Here is a 16,783-nt window from a genome sequence, read left to right as displayed (position 1 = left end):
CACCAACCGCCTGAGTTAATGGTGCGGCGGCGGCGAACGCCGCTGCCAGCACAATCCAGGCCGGTACCCCCGCGAGGAGCGGGGGCACGCCTTTGTCGGCCTGCCCCGGCCGGTGTCGGGCGACCTGCCCGACACGGCAGACCTGCGTTGAACTCATGATTCCCCCTTGATGGACTCACCAGTTGCATCCCATAGCTGATTTATGGGCCCGACCTCCGGGGCGGTTCGGAGGTCGGGCCAAGCCGGCGCGGGCGCCCCCGCCCACGCCGGCCCAGGAAGGCCCGAAGGCCTAAGTCCTGCGCAGGTTGTGGAGGGTTTCCTGAGCCGCACGACCAAGCGCTTTCATGACCGCCTGGTCATCTCCTCCGCCCGGGTCCGCCGAGAGCATGTCGTCGGTCCAGCCGACGGTCAGGTACAAGTTCCCGTCGAGGCAGGCCAGACGTGGCCCCAGCAGTCCATCGACGTAGGCATAGCTCTCCTGACAGCCGCTCGGGACCTGGCTAAGGGAACCCTCTTCCGCTGCAACCTCTTTCAGCCCGCGGAACTGCGCATCCGCGTGGTCATCGACCTCCACCAAGAGGTTCGCTGCGCCGTGCGTCCCGAAACCGACCACGCAGCCCTTGAGGGGACGGTCGGTGGCACTCCGCCGAGGATCAGCGGTGCCGAACAAGCCTTCCAGCGGGGCGACCGCGAATACCTCACACGGGCGCAGGTGCGGGCTGTAGCGCCACGGCGTCGCAGTCGAGGCCGCTGACGAAGCCGGGCTTGCCGTCGCCGATTCCACCGGTAGCCGATCGGCCGACTCGCGATTCCTAGTGCCAGTGACGGTCAAGATGACCGCCGCGACCGCCGCGACCGCCGCGAGCGCCGCAGCCGCAGACACACCGAGCGCCCGACGTGAGCGCTGGCCTGCGCTCGCATTGACATCCGAACCGTGATCGGTCAAGAGACAACCTCGTTCCGTGCTGGGGTGATGCCGGCGGCATCACCCTGAAGCCCAGGAGCTGACAGGCGTCGGGAACCCCGGCCGCCGGTGTGCGATGTGGCTGCGCCACCGCCGACGCCCTGGACGAGGGCGCTACGGCCGCCAGCCAGCGGGGAGACATGCCAGCGCGAAGGAGCATCGTCCGACCCAGGGTGATGCCGGCGGCATCACTTGCACGGCCGATCACCCGACACCCCCGGCCTGGCCGTCGAGGGCCGCACGCCCCCGGTTGAAGACGGGGACGTCCTTAACGTCTTTCGGATAGCCGGCGCTATCGGCCGAGCGAGTGACCGCCCGATTGCCCACCATCCGCACCGCGAGTGAGTGATGGGTGTCGCCCCAAGCGGCCAGCGCCGCGGCGAAGGCCGCCATTCCGATTGCCAACTGGCCGTCGACCGAGCCCGGCACCCCGGCCGTCACAGGCGCCCGTACCTGCGGCACCGCATCCTCGCTGGCGACCATCCGCGCTTCGGACGCGGCATGGTTGGTGATTGAAGTCAGGCGGGTCAGCTCCGGACGGTGGCATAGTGACTCGACCAGCTTGTAGCTGTAGCCCTGGACACCGGTGACACCCTCAGTCCACCGGCTGAAGCTCCAGACCGCCTCGTCCTGCAATGTGGCGAGCAGGTCAAGCAGCGGCGACGACTCTCGCAAGATGCTGGCAGCCGCGTCCAGCCGCGATCCGCCGTGCAGTGGCTGGCCGTTGCCGAGCAGATGGATGACGGCACACAAATCCACCGCCACCAATGCGACAGTCGCCTCGCACGCCTGGAGCACCCGCAGGAACAGATACTCGTCGTGAACCCGGGACACCGGCAGCATCGACAGGGCTACCGCCCGACGCTCGTCCTCATCGAGGGAGTCCTCCACAACCTCCCACAGCCGCTCAGGGCTCAGCCCATCGATATCCTCCGCCCCGCACATCCCGAGCCGGAGCAGAGCGAGCCGAAGAACGCGTAAGCCGAGCCGCAGGCGCTTACGTGTCACCACCGGGTCAGGCCGCATCTCACGCAAAGGCTGTCGCTCGTCGCGTTCGGCGCACTGCTCGAACCGCATCGCATCCGCGATCAAGGCCACGACCAGCCGGTCCCGGCATCGCAACGCCGCCGCCGCGTCAGCGACGAGAACACCGTCGTCCACGTCGGGCATCGACAGCAGACTCATGGCCAGGTACGTGCGGTAGTTGTACCGGCCGTCGGCCTTGTCGAGCGCCACGTTCAGCCACGTGCGCAGCAGCTGGTTACTGGCGTAGGACCCTGCCGCCACAGTGGCCGCGGCCCGCGCCCTGCCGAGAGCCTCCAGCAGCGGTGGCGCAACGAGGTGTTTCCCCGACGCTTGGAAAGCGGAGACCACCTCCCGGTACGGGAAGGCGGCGCTGCGCCGATCCCCTGCCAGCCATCGCTCCACAGCATCAACGGCGCTCATGCCGCAACCACCCGGCGCCTGGCAGGGCCCGTGGCGATTCGTGCCCAGCAGTGGGCATTCTCGGGATGCAGACCGCCCACAGGCCGGGGAAGTACCTGTGGGCGGCCAGCTATGGCGAGCACTTCCATCGGCGCGCCCTTGCCCTGAGTGCCGCGTGCCAACCTGCGCCCCCGTCTTGTCACCAGCCCGGCTGTCACTGCGGTCCGGCCTGCCCGAATCAGAACCACGGGGCCCGCGCCAGGTCCCACAGCTCCCGCTGGGCGCCACGCGCAGAGGCCACACGCCGCTGGGACAACCACGAGCGCGCCGGCTTGCGACCCAGCAGCCACAGCAGAGCGAAGCCGTGCGCCGCCAAACCCGCTCCGGCGGTAAGGCGGATTGCGACAGGCAGACCACCGGTAGCCAGCGCCAGGACGACGCCCGCGGCTGCCAGACCGACGGCCGTCGACCGCGTTGCTGCGACGTATCCGGTCTGCGGCGTGGACAGGGCCGCCGAGGCCGCCGCGACGCTGAGCCCGACCAGGACGACGACGACGGTGACGTCAACGACCATCGCCGAGGGTGAGGCAGAGGCGCCCCAAGCGAGGACCAGCGCCATCGCTGCCCCGACGGCGGTGCCCGCTGCGGCCCAGCACAGCACCGCCACCGCCTGCACCGCCGCCGGGACGGAAGCGAGGACCGCTTCTCCCCCGTCGGACGTGCCTTCCTCCTGACCACGCATCTCTGCCCCCATAGCTCGATCGCGCACCGGCGCTTCATTCAAGCGCGAGTTAGGTACCTTAATCAAGTCCGAACGGTAATTAAGGCCTCATGGGAGGGTGGTTGCGTGTGAAAAGTCAGGGTGAAGTGATGCCGGCGGCATCACCTCACGCGGGTCACGTGAACGGCACCGCGGTGACGACGCCGAGCTGGCCAGGCACCCTCGCCAACGTCGCCGGATGCCCCGCCGGCCAACTGGCCAGCCCGACGACGACCGGCGCAGACGCCGTAGCGACTGCCGGCGAGGCATTCTTGCGGCGCTACTTCACCGAGGCCGGCCTGAGCGGACTAGAGCAGCGCCTGGTCCAGATGCGACGTGAAGTAGCGGAGACCGGCACGTGGTGGCAGACGACCGACGAGTTGACATTCGGCGCGCGGGTGGCGTGGCGCAACGCAGAACGGTGCATTGGACGGGCCAGGTGGAGCACCCTGGCTGTCCGCGACCTGCGCGAGCTGAGCACCCCGGTGCAGATCCGCGACGAACTGGTACGCCACCTCGATCTGTCTACCAACGGTGGAGCGATCCGCTCGGTCATCTCAGTCTTCGCACCGGACGCGCCCACTACACCGCCCGTGCGGATCTGGAATGCGCAACTGATCAGGTACGCCGGGTGGACCGAGAGCCCGGGCGGCGGCGCGGTGACGGGCGATCCCGACCAAGCGCCCTTTACCGACCTGGTCCAGCACCTCGGCTGGCACGGACCACCGATCAGGACAGCTTTCGATGTGCTCCCCTGGGTCATCCAGAGCAGCGATCACACGACACCCGGCCTCTTCCCCGTGCCAGCCGAGTCCGTCCTGGAGGTCGACCTGCACCACCCGGAGCACCGCTGGTTCGCCCGGCTTGGCCTCCGATGGCCGGCGCTTCCGGCCATCAGCAACCTGACCTTGCAAGTCGGAGGCGTCTCATACTCGTGCGCGCCGTTCAGCGGCCACTACATGGCATCGGAGATCGCCGCGCGTAACCTCGCTGACCAACACCGCTACGACCAGCTGCCCGCTGTCGCACGAGGCCTCCGCCTTGACACCCGCCACGACGCCCTATGGCGTGACAAATCGTTGATCGTGCTCCACGATGCCGTGCTGCACAGCTTTCGCGCCGCCGGCGTCCGGATCAGCGACCACCATCGCGAGAGCCGAGGCTTCTCCCAATTCGCGGCACGCGAGGAAGCCGCAGGCCGACCGGTCTTCGGCGACTGGACATGGCTGAACTCGTACCCGATGACCCCCCAGGATCCGAGCTGGGGACGCTACTACACCATGCCTGGCCCGCAGGATCCCGGCCTGCATCTCTCCACCATGGCAGCCGCGCTAGCCCGTGGGACGAACCCCGCCGCCCGGCTGCCATGGGCCGTAACCGAGCCGCCGGACTCACCGCAGCCAACACATGAGGGACCACGACAACCGTGATCAGTCCTTGCCGCCGAACCAGCGGAGCACCTCAAGACTGATCAGCTCGACGATCGGGCGCCGGGTGGGGCCCCGCCGCCCGGCGGCGCGCCGCCCTGCCGCTGCCAACCGGTAGGTGATCGTCACCGCGTGGAATCCATCGACGTCGAACACGGCGTACCTCACCATCTCGCCGGCGGCGGACTCGTGGTGAGCTGCCCGGTCCAAGACGATGTCGCTCAAGCCCCGCAGGGCGACCGCAGCCGCGCTCTGATGCGGGATGGCCCGCAGGTCCGACAGGGCCGGAGTCCATGCCACCAGGTCGGCGCTGCCGCGCGGCATACCTCTGCCCTGGAGAACCTGCACCGGCGTGTTAGCTAGCCGAGCAAGCCGTGTGAGTTCCAGGATCGTCGTGGGCTGCGGCCCGGCGCCGTGCTTCAACACCTCGTGGATCTTCGCCGTGGCCTGCCGATCCACCTCCGCCGCGAGCCGCTGAATCAAGGCATTCCATACCGGCAGCGGAGACAGCACAGCCTCGTTTGTTCCGTAGAGACCGAGGTAGACGACGTCGACAGCCGCGCCAGTACGCCATGCGTCAAGGTATCTGTTGAGGCCGTCCCTGACGGCCTTCATCGTGGCGGTGATCATGCTTCCCATCCGTGATCAAGCGTTCGATCTCGCGACCGAATTCGTCGTCCGTCCTCAGCGGTTCCACGACCGTCCGCGGGGTGTGCCCCGACGAAATGCACTCCCGCAGCCCATGTTCCTCGCGCAGGCGCCGCAGGGCGGGCCACAGAAGGCGATCATGCCAGTATGCGGGCCCGTCGCGGCTACGCCGCGGGGAACCCCGCTGTGTCCCGAACTCGAACTCGTACGAGCCGAGCAGAGCCCACAGCTCACGGACCACACCAGGGTGGCGGTACCAGCAGGAGGCGACGGCGAACGTCGACGCCGGCAGTTCGTAGGCGTCGTTGAGCCAGTCGACGAATTTTCGGATCCGGATCAGCGCGGCCACCTGGTCGCGTTGGGCGAGGTGGTCGAAGGCCCACACCGACCAGGTGATGCCGCCGGCATCACCCTGGGCGGCCCGGCTTCCACGCCGTAGCCCTACGGGAGGCCGCATGGTGGGAGTCCTAGACGCCCGCAGCGGAACCCGACGGCGCGCGGGTTGAGTCAACGCCGACTCGACGTTGAACAGCCTGGTGTCCATCGCCGCGACCGCATTGCCGATCTCTAGGAGGAGATCACCATCCTCAGCGAACTCTTCTTCGGTCATTCGAGCCGGCCCGTCAGCCGGGCGACCGTTTCCGCGCTTCGTCGCGCCTCATCGGCCCACGGGCTGTCCCAGTACGGCTCGAACTCCGCGACGACCGGCGGCGCCTGACGGTAGATCAACAGACCGTGCGACGGGGGCAGCTCGCGGATCTGGTGCGGATGCAGAATCGGCCGTTCCCGGTCGCTCGCCGTGGCGGAGACGACCTGGCCGTGGGCTACGGTCGTGGAGGTAGCGGGAACCTCGACCACCCCGGCGAGGGCACTCATCATGCTCAGCAGGTCGGGCTCACTCGTGCCTCCCATGACGATCTTCGCGGTCGCCGAGCCGAACACCTCCGCTGCCCCCGCCTCTCCCCACCGGTCACGGGCCTGGCCGAGCCCTTGGCCGCCGATGGCCAGGGTGATACCTTGACCGCCCAGCCGTGACATCAGGCTGCCGAGCCGAGGCACCGGAGCGACGTTGCCGACCTCGTCGATGACACATCGCAGGGGCGGGTCCAACCGTGCCGGCCACCTCCGCTCGGCCGCCACACGGGCTTGTCTCAGGACTTCGTTGACGAACGCCGTGATCAGCGGCGCCACAGTGTCGTGGTCTCCGCTGATGACGTAGACGGTGTCGGTGGATGCGAGGAACCTGCTGATGTCGAACGACTCGCCAGGCGGCGGGCAGCACGAGTGCAACACCGTCGGGTCCGCGAACATGGTCAACATGTCCGCCAAAGTCTTCTTCGTCGAGTCCAGCGGCCCGGTGCCGCGATCCCCGGACGTCGCTTCCTCCAAAGCGGTGGCCCACGATGGGGCAGCCCGAGGATGACTCCGCAGAATTTCCCGCGCCGGCAGACTCGGGCTGTCCATCCGCAGCGCCCACTCCACCACACTGCCCATGTCGCGACCGTCGAGTGCGGCGGCATGCAGGAGACACCGCAGCACGTCCCTCGCCTGCTTCCGAAAGAACTGGGCATTCGCGGTGTGGGCATCGTCAGGGCTGGCGGCCGCGAACGCCTCGGCGGTGGAAATCGCCACCTGCGGCTGGTCACAACCCGCGACCGGTGACCACCTCAGCGGCGTCGGCCAACCGACAACGTTGCCCGGATCGAGCACGTGGACTGCACCCTTGGCGCTGCGGGCGAGATAGGTGATGGCCAGCAGGTCTCCCTTGGTGGATCCGGCCACGGCAGGGCCGGGCGCGCTGCGGACCAGGCCCGCCAAAACCGCTGCCGTTTTGAACGCTCGGGGCGGAGCCATGACCGCAATCGAGTCCTCATGCCGCAGGTATAGACGGCGTCCATCCCCCGCAGACCTCGCCAGCGGTATCGCCAACTCCTCCAGCGGCACCCGGCGGCGGCGGGCCAGGTTGGGACGCGTCTGGGCGGCCGACCGTCGGGCGACCCGCTTGCCGAGGTACCGCGCCCACTGCCGATGTCCCCCCAGCCCCTGGCGTTGCCGGCGCTCTCGCCGCGTGCGCCACCAACCCACGGCAGCGGCAACGCACAGCAGCTCGACGCCGAATAGCGTCCAGATCAGCGGGGCAGGCGCGACCTGGTCGACGTACCCGGCGGCCGGGTTCGCCGGGGAAGCCATGAACGCCGCCATCGTGTCGCCGATACCCGGATGGTCCGGGGCGCCGGTGATGAGCCCGGCGAGCAGGACCGCGGCGTGCCACGCGGTGAATGCCCCCGACAGGGCAGCCAGCACCCCGAACCCGGACCGAGTCCCGGGCGGAGGTGATGCCGGCGGCATCACCGCCCACCCTTCAGCCGGGGACCGGTCATGGCCGCGTCGGTGTCGGTCAACGCGACTTCGGCCGACGAACGGAGGTGCTGCATCAGGATCGGCGCGTTGGCCCCGATCCGGAGCAGGCAAACACCCTGCTGGAGTTGCATCAGGTCATCGAGCAGGTTCGGCGGCAGCGAGTACAAGCGCACGCAGCGGGCCGCGTCGTCCTGTCGGGCCTGGGCGTACATGTAGACGGTCTCGGCCTCCTTGAGCATGGCGACCGCAGGCGACTCTTCCGGGATATCGGCGAGGTGGTGCAGCGCCACTACGTTGGCCAGGCCGATGCCCCGCGCCAGCTTGGAGTTGCGCTGGAACAACCTCGCTCCGACGCCCTCGGCCAGGTGCCATCCTTCCTCCGCGATGAAGGTGGTCTGCATTCCGCGATGGCGCCGCAACAGGTTCGTCAGCCACGTGTTGAGCACCGTCATGACCAGCGGGATCGCTGGTCCCTCTGTCGGCAGCTGCGACAGGTCGAAGCTGGTGAGACGATCGGCGAGGCGGACGTCAGGGCTCGTCGGGCCGTCGAATAGCCCCGCGAGGTCATCACCGCAAACCCGCTCCAGGTCGAAGGCCAAACTCAATGCGGCCTCGGCGAACCGGTCGCGGGTCGCGCTCGCTCCCGCGATCGCCATCTCGCCGAAAATCTCTGCTGGAGGCGCGAGCCGCAGCGCGGCGATCACGTCATCGAGTACGGGCGTTCGTGCTGCGGCCTCGGCCTTGGCCAAAGCACGCAGGTGCGCGATGCGCAGGGCCGCGCCCTGCCAGGAATCAGGCTCGGCGCCGGAGGCGGCGTGTACCACGGCGCGAAGCAACTGTAGCTGTCCGGCCACCTGCGTGGAGCTTTCCGCCGAGATGCCAATCACGGGGTCGAGCAGATTGATCCGGCTGCCACCGCGCCCCAACTCAAACCGGATGGGATTGCCACCGAGCTGCCGGCACAACTCGCTGTACTCGCCCTCGCCGCCCTGATCCTTGCGGTCAGCCACGACCGTGCGCCGGCTGCGGAATGCCAACGGTCGGTAGACGTACACCGTTTTGATCAGCGCCGACTTGCCCTTTCCTACGTCGCCGAGCACCACGACGTTCGGTGACGACACCGTCTTGCGTTGATAGGCGGAGAAAGGGTCGTGGTGGACCGGCTGACCGGTGACCAGGTCGATGCCGTTGAGGATGCCGTCGGTGTGGGTTGGGGGCGCGGAGATCGCGGTGCACAGCACCTCGCTCTGCCTCGTGGTGCTCAAGATGCCCGGCGCCCGAGGCGCGTAGAGGCCAAGGCGGCCCAGCAGCGGGGATCGGCGCCACCGCCACGGGGCCGGAGTGAGGGGCTGCGGCTGCAACTCCTCGTGGCCTCTGGTGGTGGGCGGGGGTGATGCCGGCGGCATCACCGGGACCTGGGTCGAGTCGTCCGGGCGCGGGGGCGACGTGCGGGGTGATGCCGGCATCACCCTAGGACCCACGCCGTCGGTCGGCGGCGGAGGCAGGGACGGAGGTTGGGGCACGAGCCGGCCAGGTTGGGTCACCGCTGAGCCTCCAGCCCACGCCACACCGGCCATGTGGTGGGCAGCGCAGCGTCGTGGCGCATGTCGAGCCAGTCCAGGTAGCTGATTCCGCATTCGCCTGCCGCGTCGGCGAGTGCCGTGCACGCGCGGTTCATCTCGTTCTCGCTGGCGGCCGTCACCGCGAGGTACCCGGCCCACCGGGCGCCGTGGATCCCGGAGCCGGGTTGCAGATCCGCCAGGCGTTGCGCCGAGGCGGACAATTGCACGGCCTGGGTGCCGTCGTCGACCGCCCCCCGGCGGAGCGCGGACTCGCGCACCCCGCGGTCGACGGTGACATCGGCGCGGGCACGTTTGCGGGCCCGCGCCGCTGGCTGGACCTCCACCTGGAGACTGATGGTGCGGATCACCGGTTGGGTAATTCCGTGCAGCAGCGGTGCGATCCACCGCGTGTGCACTGGCTCGGGGGTGACTGCTGATGGCGGGATGGCAGCTACCCGATGCCACCACGAGTCATCCACGATCGTCGCGCGGCGCAGGACGCGCTGGTGTCGCAGCCACGTCTCGGTCGTGACATCGACTGTCTGGTCGAGCGGATACTCGGGCGACTGCATGTGACGCAGCACGGCAGCGAGCCGGTGTGTGGTGAGCAGCCGGGGGTTGCGCAGGTCCGCGCGTCGGGCGAGGGTGGCCACCCACTCTGCCTGGGCCACCGCTAACCGCGCCCATCCTTGCTCACCGTCGCCGCGCGCCTCGGCGGCCCGCGCGAACGTCACGGTCACCGGCAGACGCAGGACTAGATAGTGCCGCACCATCTCCGTAGCGCCAGCGGTCATCCGGACCAGCTCCGCATACGACCGCGTCAACGCCTCGGGTGCGCCGGGATCGACGTGATCGGCCGCCCACCGCTCGTGTGCCGCCGAGTCCGTCGGCATGATCCGGGTGATGGACTGGAGGCCGGTGACCAGACCGTCGTCGCGGGCCAAGCGTGCCAGCAGGTGACCGTACGCCGCCGCCGCGCGATCGTAGTCACCCACGGCGCGCAGCCCGGGCGGCTGGCCGTCCACCTCCATCGCCACCGACAGGTACGCCTGTTCACCCGGACATTGATGCAGCAGCACCGCCGTCTCCCCCGGCGCTGACAACCACCGGATCCCCTCCAGACCCGGTGCCTCGTCTCGGACGCTGCGCGCCCAGCGCCCCGCAGCCCGCCGGCTTACCCGATCCGTTGGTGCGGGGAACGGGGAGGCCAGGTGCAACGGAACGAAGGTCGTCTCACCACGCCGGCGCCGCAGCGCCCACCAGGCCCGGATGATCAGCTCAGCCCCCGGCGACCTGCCAGTCACGTGGCTCTGTCTCGTCAGAAAATAACCGGCCGCGAAGACGACGCCACCTGCGAACAGGCCACCAAGACCTCCGACAGCGACCGCCAGTAGCAAACCCATCCCCAGGCTGACAGTCACCACGATGTTCCCGGCTCGGCTGCGGCTGCCGCCGAGCAAACCTCGCGGCCGGATCTCCCCGCCGATGCGTGCGCTCCGGCCCGCAGTCTCGCTCACTCGCTGCCCCCCACCATGTCACCTGCCCGATGAGCGGTGTCCTCGACCTTCTGCTTCGCCGCAGCCGCAGCCTGCGCCCCGATCACCGCCACCGCGGCGACGCCGCCGGTGGCCGCCGTCGCGCCGGCACCCGCCGCCGCCCCGGCTCCACCCGTAGCCGTGCCCGCGCCTCCGGCCGACCCGCCTGCAGCGGCACCCACCCCACCGGCCGAGCTGCCAGCGGTGCCTCCGGCCCCCACACCGGCCCCCGATCCTGCCGGGCCGGTGCTTGCCGGCGACGGGCTAGTGCTCGGAGAGCCCGATTGTGGGCCCCCTGACCCGCCGGTTGCCGTCTCCTGCAGCGACTTGCCAGCGTCACGTTCGGAATCATCGCCTCCGCGATCCCGCGCACCTGCCGGGTCGCGGGTGGCAGTCGGCGCGGGGTCGTCTTGCGGCTGGCCACCAGGAGGAGGAGAACCGTCAGCGTCGGAGCTCCCTTGGCCCGACGACAACCGCCGATAGGCGAGGTGCGTCATCAGAGAGCTGGCCGCCCCGCCGAATGCTCCGCCGCTGGATTTCTGGGAGCGGGCAATCCGCTCCGCGCCTCCGCCCGGAAGCACCGGCGCGAACCGCAGCACCGCCCACGGCGCGATTCCTACAAAGAGCAGCATCAGCGCAGCCACCAGCGCGGACACCAGCGCGCGGAACCCCTCGTCGTGCAGCGCAGAGACGGAGAACGAGCTGTCGCCGTACTTCGCAGTCACACCGAGCAAGAAAAAGACCAACGGCCTCCCGCCCAGCAGCGCCAGCCACAGGAGAGGCAGCTTCGTTGCCTGCTGACGGGTCGAGGGGTCGACCATGAGCACGAATGCCACCGCCATCACCGCACCCGTGAGGTAGAGGGTCAGCAGCTGCATGAGCAGGCCCACCAGCAAGGCGAACGCACCCACCATCGCGACCAGGACGATGAGGATCGACACCAGCGGACCGCCAGGAATCAGGCCCAGGTTCGCCGGAACCGCCATCGCGTTCAACTTCTCGGCCAGCGACGCGACGTCGACAGCGAAGTAACGCATGATGCTCGCCGTGGCGCCATTGGACAGCTCCACGAGCAGGTAACCGATCCCGGGACCGAACAACACCAGCACCATTGCCCACGGCAACCGCCGCAACAGCGAGTCTGCCAACTCCTCACCGGTGATGTCCCCGCTACCCGCCTTATAGAAGGCTCGGGCGAGCGCGGCCACCAGCACGAACATGGCGATGCCCGCCCCGGCGGCGTATGACTGGAGGAACGCTGGCGAGCCGACATCCGGAGCACTCAGGTGGGCGAGGTTCGTCACCACCCTGGTCAGCAGGTCACTCAGCGACACCCCCATGTGCTCCGCCGCCTTCGACAGCGTCTGCCCCCAAGGATCCTTCGCGAATTCCACCGCCCCCCGCAGCGCCGCCAAGCGCTTCTGATACTCCTGAGCGATCCCCGCCATCAGCTCCCGGACCCGGTCGCATACATCGCCAACCAGAGGCAGATCGGGTAGCCACTGGCATATCCGTTCCACCGCGTCGGCGGTCGCGTCGGCACCCTTCTTCAGCGCGTCGACTAGGCGGGACTCGCACACCTGGCCGAACGGCCGAGGGATCTTCAAATCCGCCCGTATCTTTGCGCACCGCGACGCCGCGACTTCGGAGGCCGCCTGATCCTGCGCCGCGTCGGCCACCGCAGGTGATGCCGCCGGCATCACCGACAGGATCGCGAGCACCAGCAGGACGAGGCGCGGTGCCCACCGTCCGCCTGTTCGCCGAGTCTTAGCAACCATCGGCGTACCTGCGGAAGGCATTGGCGGTCAGCGCCGCACTGTATACGGAAAGGTCCTGATCAGTCACCGTCTTCCCTTGCAGCGCCCTGACCGCATCCGGAAGGCCGTCGCTGCTGGCCGCGGACACCACCGCCCACCGGTCAGACAGCCGCTTGAGCCGCACGTCGATAGCCCGCCACTCATCGTGGGTCGCGCTGCCCGTGGACCAGGCCACCGGCAACAGCACCGTCACCACGGTCGCCCCCGACTCCGGCATCACCCGGAACAGCCCCGCCGACGGCCGCGGCTGGCTCACCGACATCCGCGCCAGGTACGGCGCCTGCCCCTGCTGAAGCTCGGCCAACTGCGGAGAGCCAGTGTTGTCGGCCACCTGCCGCACCAGATCCGGAGCTGTCTCCAGACTGAAAGACTTGCTCTCGGTCCAGCGCACTACCGCGGCCGCCGTCTCGGCCGCCCCATCCGCCGTGTCCGGCGTGGTCAGGGTCGCTACGACCGCCCTCGCCGGGTCCGGACCACCCGAGCAGGCGGGTACGCCCGAGCCGAGTTCTAGGCCGCCAGCCGGCGACGACAGGGTCGGCGACGCGGCGGGCCGATCGCCGTCGTTACGCGCGAGCGTCACGGCCGCAACGGCTCCGACGACCGCGACGACCGTGACCACCGTCAACGTCCGCCACCGGGATGAAGGCTTGCCTCCGGAGGCTCCGTCCGAGCTGGTGTTGTAAGACACGCGCTCCTCCTCAGTCCTGCGCCGTGGCATAGAGCAGCCACTCCTTCCCCGTGTCGGCGAGCGCATCGGCCTTGTCCACCTGCGAGGGATCAGCACCCTGCGGGTCCGGGCCATCCGCGAACCCGAAGTCCGACGGCAGCCTCCAGTCCCCCGCAGCGCTGTCCCACCTAAGCTCTATGGCCGCGCGCCGCCACCGCACACCGATGGGGCCGTCGCCGCTGCCGCGCACGCCCAACACGTACGGGTACCACACCTCGACCGCCGCCGATGCCACCGAGAACCGCGCCACCCGGTACGCGCCCCTGTCCACCTGCGCGACTGCCATCACGGTGCCCCGCGGCGACAGCCCAATGGGATCCAGACCGAGCACGAGCGCCCGAGCGGCGAGCCGCGCCTCCGCCGCACGAACGAAATCTGGGTCACCGACGGCGGCCAACAGGGAGGAGCGGCGTGAGGCGTCCAGCGCGGCCCCACCCTCGACCATCGCCAACCACGCGGTTGCCGCCTCGGCCGCGCCGTCCTGCGACCGTGCGAATCCGGCGGGGACGCCCGCTACCAGAGTGCGTGTGCCGCCGGCCCCGGGCGTCACCGTCGACCGGCGCATGACCTCCACCGGAGGATGCTCGACACTGAGAGTCGGCGCCGATCCATGCGCCGTCTCCGGGGGTGATGCCGCCGGCATCACCCCCTCCGGCGTCCGCACGTGCCACCCCAGCAACCCTGCGGCGGCCGCGACCGCGACCGCGACCACCGCCGCTTGTCTACGCGCCATCGTGCCTACCCGACAGCCGCGATCACAGCGCCCACGATGAGCGGCAGCAACACCACGCCGCCCAAAGCCGCGAGCCGCAGCTTCACCGCCGATGTCGCCTCACTCATCATGTGGTGGTTGTTCAGCTGCCGCGCCTGCGCCATCGTCACGAACGCCGCGCCCACGTACAACGCCACGGCGGCCAGCATCAACGCCCAGACGGCGCCGGCGACCCGCACCCAGGTCGCCTGGAATGGTCCCCCCAGGACACCCATGTCCGGGGTGACCCCATCCAGCGGGTTCTGGATCCCACCGCCACCTGACGTAGGCGCCGGCTCCGGTGCTGCCGCCAAGACAGCCTCTATCGCCGCACGAACAGCACTCATCACCCTCGCCCTCCGTCATTTCTCTGCCGCGCCAACGACTCGACGACCGCCACGGCCGCCGCCAACAGCGACCGGCGAAGCGCAGGTGCCAAGTCCCGGTACGACACCCGATCGCCGGCGCTCAGCCGGTAATCGAACGGGAGCACCACCACCTCCCGCACGACCTCGCGGTACCGGTCGACGATGGCGGTGAGCAGGCCGGTGTCCACCGTCGGATCCGCGCAGGTCACCACCGCCACGGCGTTACGCACCAGGTCACCACGCCCTAGCCGTGCGAGGTGATGGAGCATCCACAGCCCCGTCTCCGCCACGTCAGCGCGGACCGTCGTCGGCACCACCAAGCAATCAGCCGCCGACGTCGCCGCCCACCAGTTCGCGGCCCGCACGTTGTTACCCGTATCGATAACAATGAACCGATAGAAGCGGCCGAGAACGTCAGCGAGTTTGTGAAAACTGCCGCCATCGATAACGTCCATTCGGCCCGGGACATCGTCACTGGCGAGAACGTCGAAATGGGCGCTCTGCGGACGCACGAATCCGCCCAGACCTCCGACACTCGCCCGCACGTCCAGGAAAGCATCAATCGAAGCGAGCAGATCGACCACGTTGCGGTCGTGCGTCGCCTCCTCCGCACGTAACCCCAGCGTCCCGCGCGTCTCATTGTTATCCCACGCGAGCGTGTAGCCGCCCCGGTACCAGCCCAACGTCGAGGCCAGACCGAGCGTCACCGGTGTCTTGCCGGCCCCGCCCTTCGGGTTGGCCACCACCACCTGCTGAGGCGCATCGAACGTGCGCAGCACACGCACGCGGCCAGCCCGGTACCGCTGTTCCTCCCCCGTCGCCGGCAGGCGAACAGCCCCCCGAGTCCACTGGTTGATCCGGCCTCGCCAACCCCACGTCGCTGGCACCGCCACACCAGCCGACACGTCAACGAGCCGACCCCGATCCCTGTCGCGCCTGCTCTTTCCTTGCGGGCCTTCCTGTCCATCGCCTGAATGGACTGCCGGGGCAGGGACCGCCATCGGCGGCGGCAACGGCCCGGTGACTCCCGGAGCCCGCTCCGCAGGGGCAGCCGGAGTTCGCTCCGCAGAGGCAGGCCGCAGGCTCTCCTCGCCATAGGAGCGTGCCCGCTGAGCCCCCGGGAACAGCGCATCTCCGAATTGATCATCCGTCAAGGTATCTTCTCCCCGTTCAACATGGAGTACGGTACCAACTTATGCGGGGAACGACACGGGATGATTTGCCGGCGTCTGGCGACGGCGGCCGTCTGCGCCGACCAAGGCCGGACGTTGGCGGGCCGGGTTCGACCGCGACAGGCCAAGGCGAATTTGACAAGACAGCCGAAATGTGCTATGCGAATCCGGCGGCGCATCTCTCGCTCGCGGAGCGGACCCAGTGAGCCGGGTCGCCGTGGCCGGTGGCGCGCTGGTCGTGCTGCTGCTCGGTGGCATCATCGCCACCACCACGCTCGCCGTCCCTCGCCAAGCCGCAGCCGTCAGCGCCACCGACTGCCTGACCGCCACGGGTACGGCGTGGCAGCTCGACTCCGAGCAGGAGCGCCACGCCCGGCTGATCGTCACCACCGGACAACAACGCGAGCTGCCGCCTCGTGCATGGGCTATCGCCGTCGCCACCGCCGCCCAAGAGTCGAGCCTGCGCCTGGATCCCAGCCCGGACGCCCACGGCAGCAGCGGCCTCTTTCAGCAGACACCGCCCTGGTGGGGCACGCGCGAGCAGGTCAACGACCCGACCTACGCCACCACGGCGTTCTACCTCGCCCTAGTCAAGGTCCCCGACTGGCGTACCCTGCCGCTGACCGTCGCCGCCCAGGCCGTACAGCGCAGCGCCTACCCCGACGCCTACGCCAAGCACACCGCCACCGCTCTCGCCGCCGTGCGCGAGTACGGCGGCACCGAACTGGACTGTGACCGCATCACCACAGCCGCAGGCGCAGAGCCCGCGCCCCGCAACCCTGACGGGACCTGGCCGCGCGAGGGATGCACCGTCCGGCCGGACCCGACCACCAACAAGGGCTGTCTGACTCCCCGCACCATGCATCTCATCGCCCAGGCGAGACAGGCCGGCTACGGCAACCCCGGCTGTTACCGCTCGGCAGGTCCCGGCGAGCACCCCAAGGGCCGCGCCTGCGACTGGATGATGACCAGTGGCGGCGCTGCCACAGGCGCCCAACGCCAGCGAGGCGACGACATGGCGGCATGGGCCGTCGCCAACGCCGATCGCCTCGGAATCATGTACGTCATCTGGTACCAGCAGGTGTGGTCACCCGCCCAAGGATGGCACCCCTACCGCAACCCGTTCGGCCAAACCGGACCGAGCGGCGAGCACACCAACCACGTCCACATATCCGTCTACTAAGCACAGTCAAACGACCACGAAAAGCGACCGAAACGACCGAGGAAAAATCGCCAAAACACGCCGGGAGGAATTGTGGTACGTAC

15 protein-coding genes are annotated in these 16,783 nt (G+C 69.2%); 2 read left to right on the top strand and 13 right to left on the bottom strand.

Annotated elements, in window-relative coordinates:
* Nucleotides 1-289 precede the first annotated feature (289 nt).
* From ABZ671_RS16910 to ABZ671_RS16900, 3 genes are all read right to left on the bottom strand, one after another.
* Nucleotides 290-946 carry a hypothetical protein gene (locus ABZ671_RS16910; protein WP_357858160.1) on the bottom strand — a complete coding sequence of 219 codons (657 nt, stop codon included), beginning with the start codon at nucleotides 944-946 and terminating at the stop codon, nucleotides 290-292.
* Between the two features lie 222 nt (nucleotides 947-1,168).
* The gene (locus ABZ671_RS16905) at nucleotides 1,169-2,410 is read right to left on the bottom strand and encodes a hypothetical protein (protein ID WP_357858157.1); all 1,242 of its coding nucleotides are present in this window, start codon (nucleotides 2,408-2,410) and stop codon (nucleotides 1,169-1,171) included.
* A 217-nt stretch (nucleotides 2,411-2,627) separates the two neighbouring features.
* Entirely contained in the window at nucleotides 2,628-3,131 is a 504-nt protein-coding gene (locus ABZ671_RS16900) for a hypothetical protein (protein ID WP_357858154.1), read from the bottom strand.
* Nucleotides 3,132-3,289: 158 nt separating this feature from the next.
* Here ABZ671_RS16900 and ABZ671_RS16895 point away from each other — a divergent pair, with 158 nt between their 5' ends.
* Complete coding sequence (locus tag ABZ671_RS16895; RefSeq protein WP_357858151.1) at nucleotides 3,290-4,579, top strand: nitric oxide synthase oxygenase; 1,290 nt, start codon at nucleotides 3,290-3,292, stop codon at nucleotides 4,577-4,579.
* On the opposite strand, the gene ABZ671_RS16890 is transcribed toward ABZ671_RS16895, so the two are convergent.
* The 10 genes from ABZ671_RS16890 to ABZ671_RS16845 form a co-directional block, all read right to left on the bottom strand.
* Entirely contained in the window at nucleotides 4,580-5,206 is a 627-nt protein-coding gene (locus tag ABZ671_RS16890) for a hypothetical protein (protein WP_357858148.1), read from the bottom strand.
* Nucleotides 5,154-5,573 carry a hypothetical protein gene (locus ABZ671_RS16885; RefSeq protein WP_357858145.1) on the bottom strand — a complete coding sequence of 140 codons (420 nt, stop codon included), beginning with the start codon at nucleotides 5,571-5,573 and terminating at the stop codon, nucleotides 5,154-5,156. The genes ABZ671_RS16890 and ABZ671_RS16885 overlap by 53 nt, the downstream gene beginning before the upstream one ends.
* Nucleotides 5,574-5,830: 257 nt before the next feature.
* Complete coding sequence (locus tag ABZ671_RS16880; protein ID WP_357858142.1) at nucleotides 5,831-7,528, bottom strand: TraM recognition domain-containing protein; 1,698 nt, start codon at nucleotides 7,526-7,528, stop codon at nucleotides 5,831-5,833.
* A 44-nt stretch (nucleotides 7,529-7,572) separates the two neighbouring features.
* On the bottom strand, nucleotides 7,573-8,826 hold the full coding sequence (locus ABZ671_RS16875; RefSeq protein WP_357858139.1) for a hypothetical protein: 1,254 nt from the start codon (nucleotides 8,824-8,826) through the stop codon (nucleotides 7,573-7,575).
* A gap of 299 nt (nucleotides 8,827-9,125) precedes the next feature.
* A complete protein-coding gene (locus tag ABZ671_RS16870; RefSeq protein ID WP_357858136.1) occupies nucleotides 9,126-10,664 on the bottom strand; it encodes an SCO6880 family protein in 1,539 nt (512 codons plus the stop codon).
* Entirely contained in the window at nucleotides 10,661-12,403 is a 1,743-nt protein-coding gene (locus ABZ671_RS16865) for a hypothetical protein (protein WP_357858133.1), read from the bottom strand. Before ABZ671_RS16865 ends, ABZ671_RS16870 begins: the two co-directional genes overlap by 4 nt.
* Before the next feature lie 46 nt (nucleotides 12,404-12,449).
* Nucleotides 12,450-13,118, bottom strand: a complete 669-nt coding sequence (locus tag ABZ671_RS16860) for a hypothetical protein (RefSeq protein ID WP_357858130.1) — start codon at nucleotides 13,116-13,118, stop codon at nucleotides 12,450-12,452.
* A gap of 79 nt (nucleotides 13,119-13,197) precedes the next feature.
* Nucleotides 13,198-13,938: a hypothetical protein gene (locus ABZ671_RS16855; protein WP_357858127.1), complete on the bottom strand. Its 741-nt coding sequence runs from the start codon at nucleotides 13,936-13,938 to the stop codon at nucleotides 13,198-13,200.
* Nucleotides 13,939-13,964: 26 nt separating this feature from the next.
* Nucleotides 13,965-14,177, bottom strand: a complete 213-nt coding sequence (locus ABZ671_RS16850) for a hypothetical protein (RefSeq protein ID WP_357858125.1) — start codon at nucleotides 14,175-14,177, stop codon at nucleotides 13,965-13,967.
* Nucleotides 14,178-14,323: 146 nt separating this feature from the next.
* Complete coding sequence (locus tag ABZ671_RS16845; protein ID WP_357858122.1) at nucleotides 14,324-15,130, bottom strand: hypothetical protein; 807 nt, start codon at nucleotides 15,128-15,130, stop codon at nucleotides 14,324-14,326.
* 589 nt (nucleotides 15,131-15,719) lie between these two features.
* Here ABZ671_RS16845 and ABZ671_RS16840 point away from each other — a divergent pair.
* A complete protein-coding gene (locus ABZ671_RS16840; RefSeq protein WP_357858119.1) occupies nucleotides 15,720-16,700 on the top strand; it encodes a hypothetical protein in 981 nt (326 codons plus the stop codon).
* The last annotated feature ends 83 nt before the right edge of the window (nucleotides 16,701-16,783 follow it).

Source organism: Micromonospora sp. NPDC006766 (genome assembly GCF_040636055.1).
GTDB lineage: Bacteria > Actinomycetota > Actinomycetes > Mycobacteriales > Micromonosporaceae > Micromonospora.
This window is presented reverse-complemented; position numbering and strand designations above follow the sequence as displayed.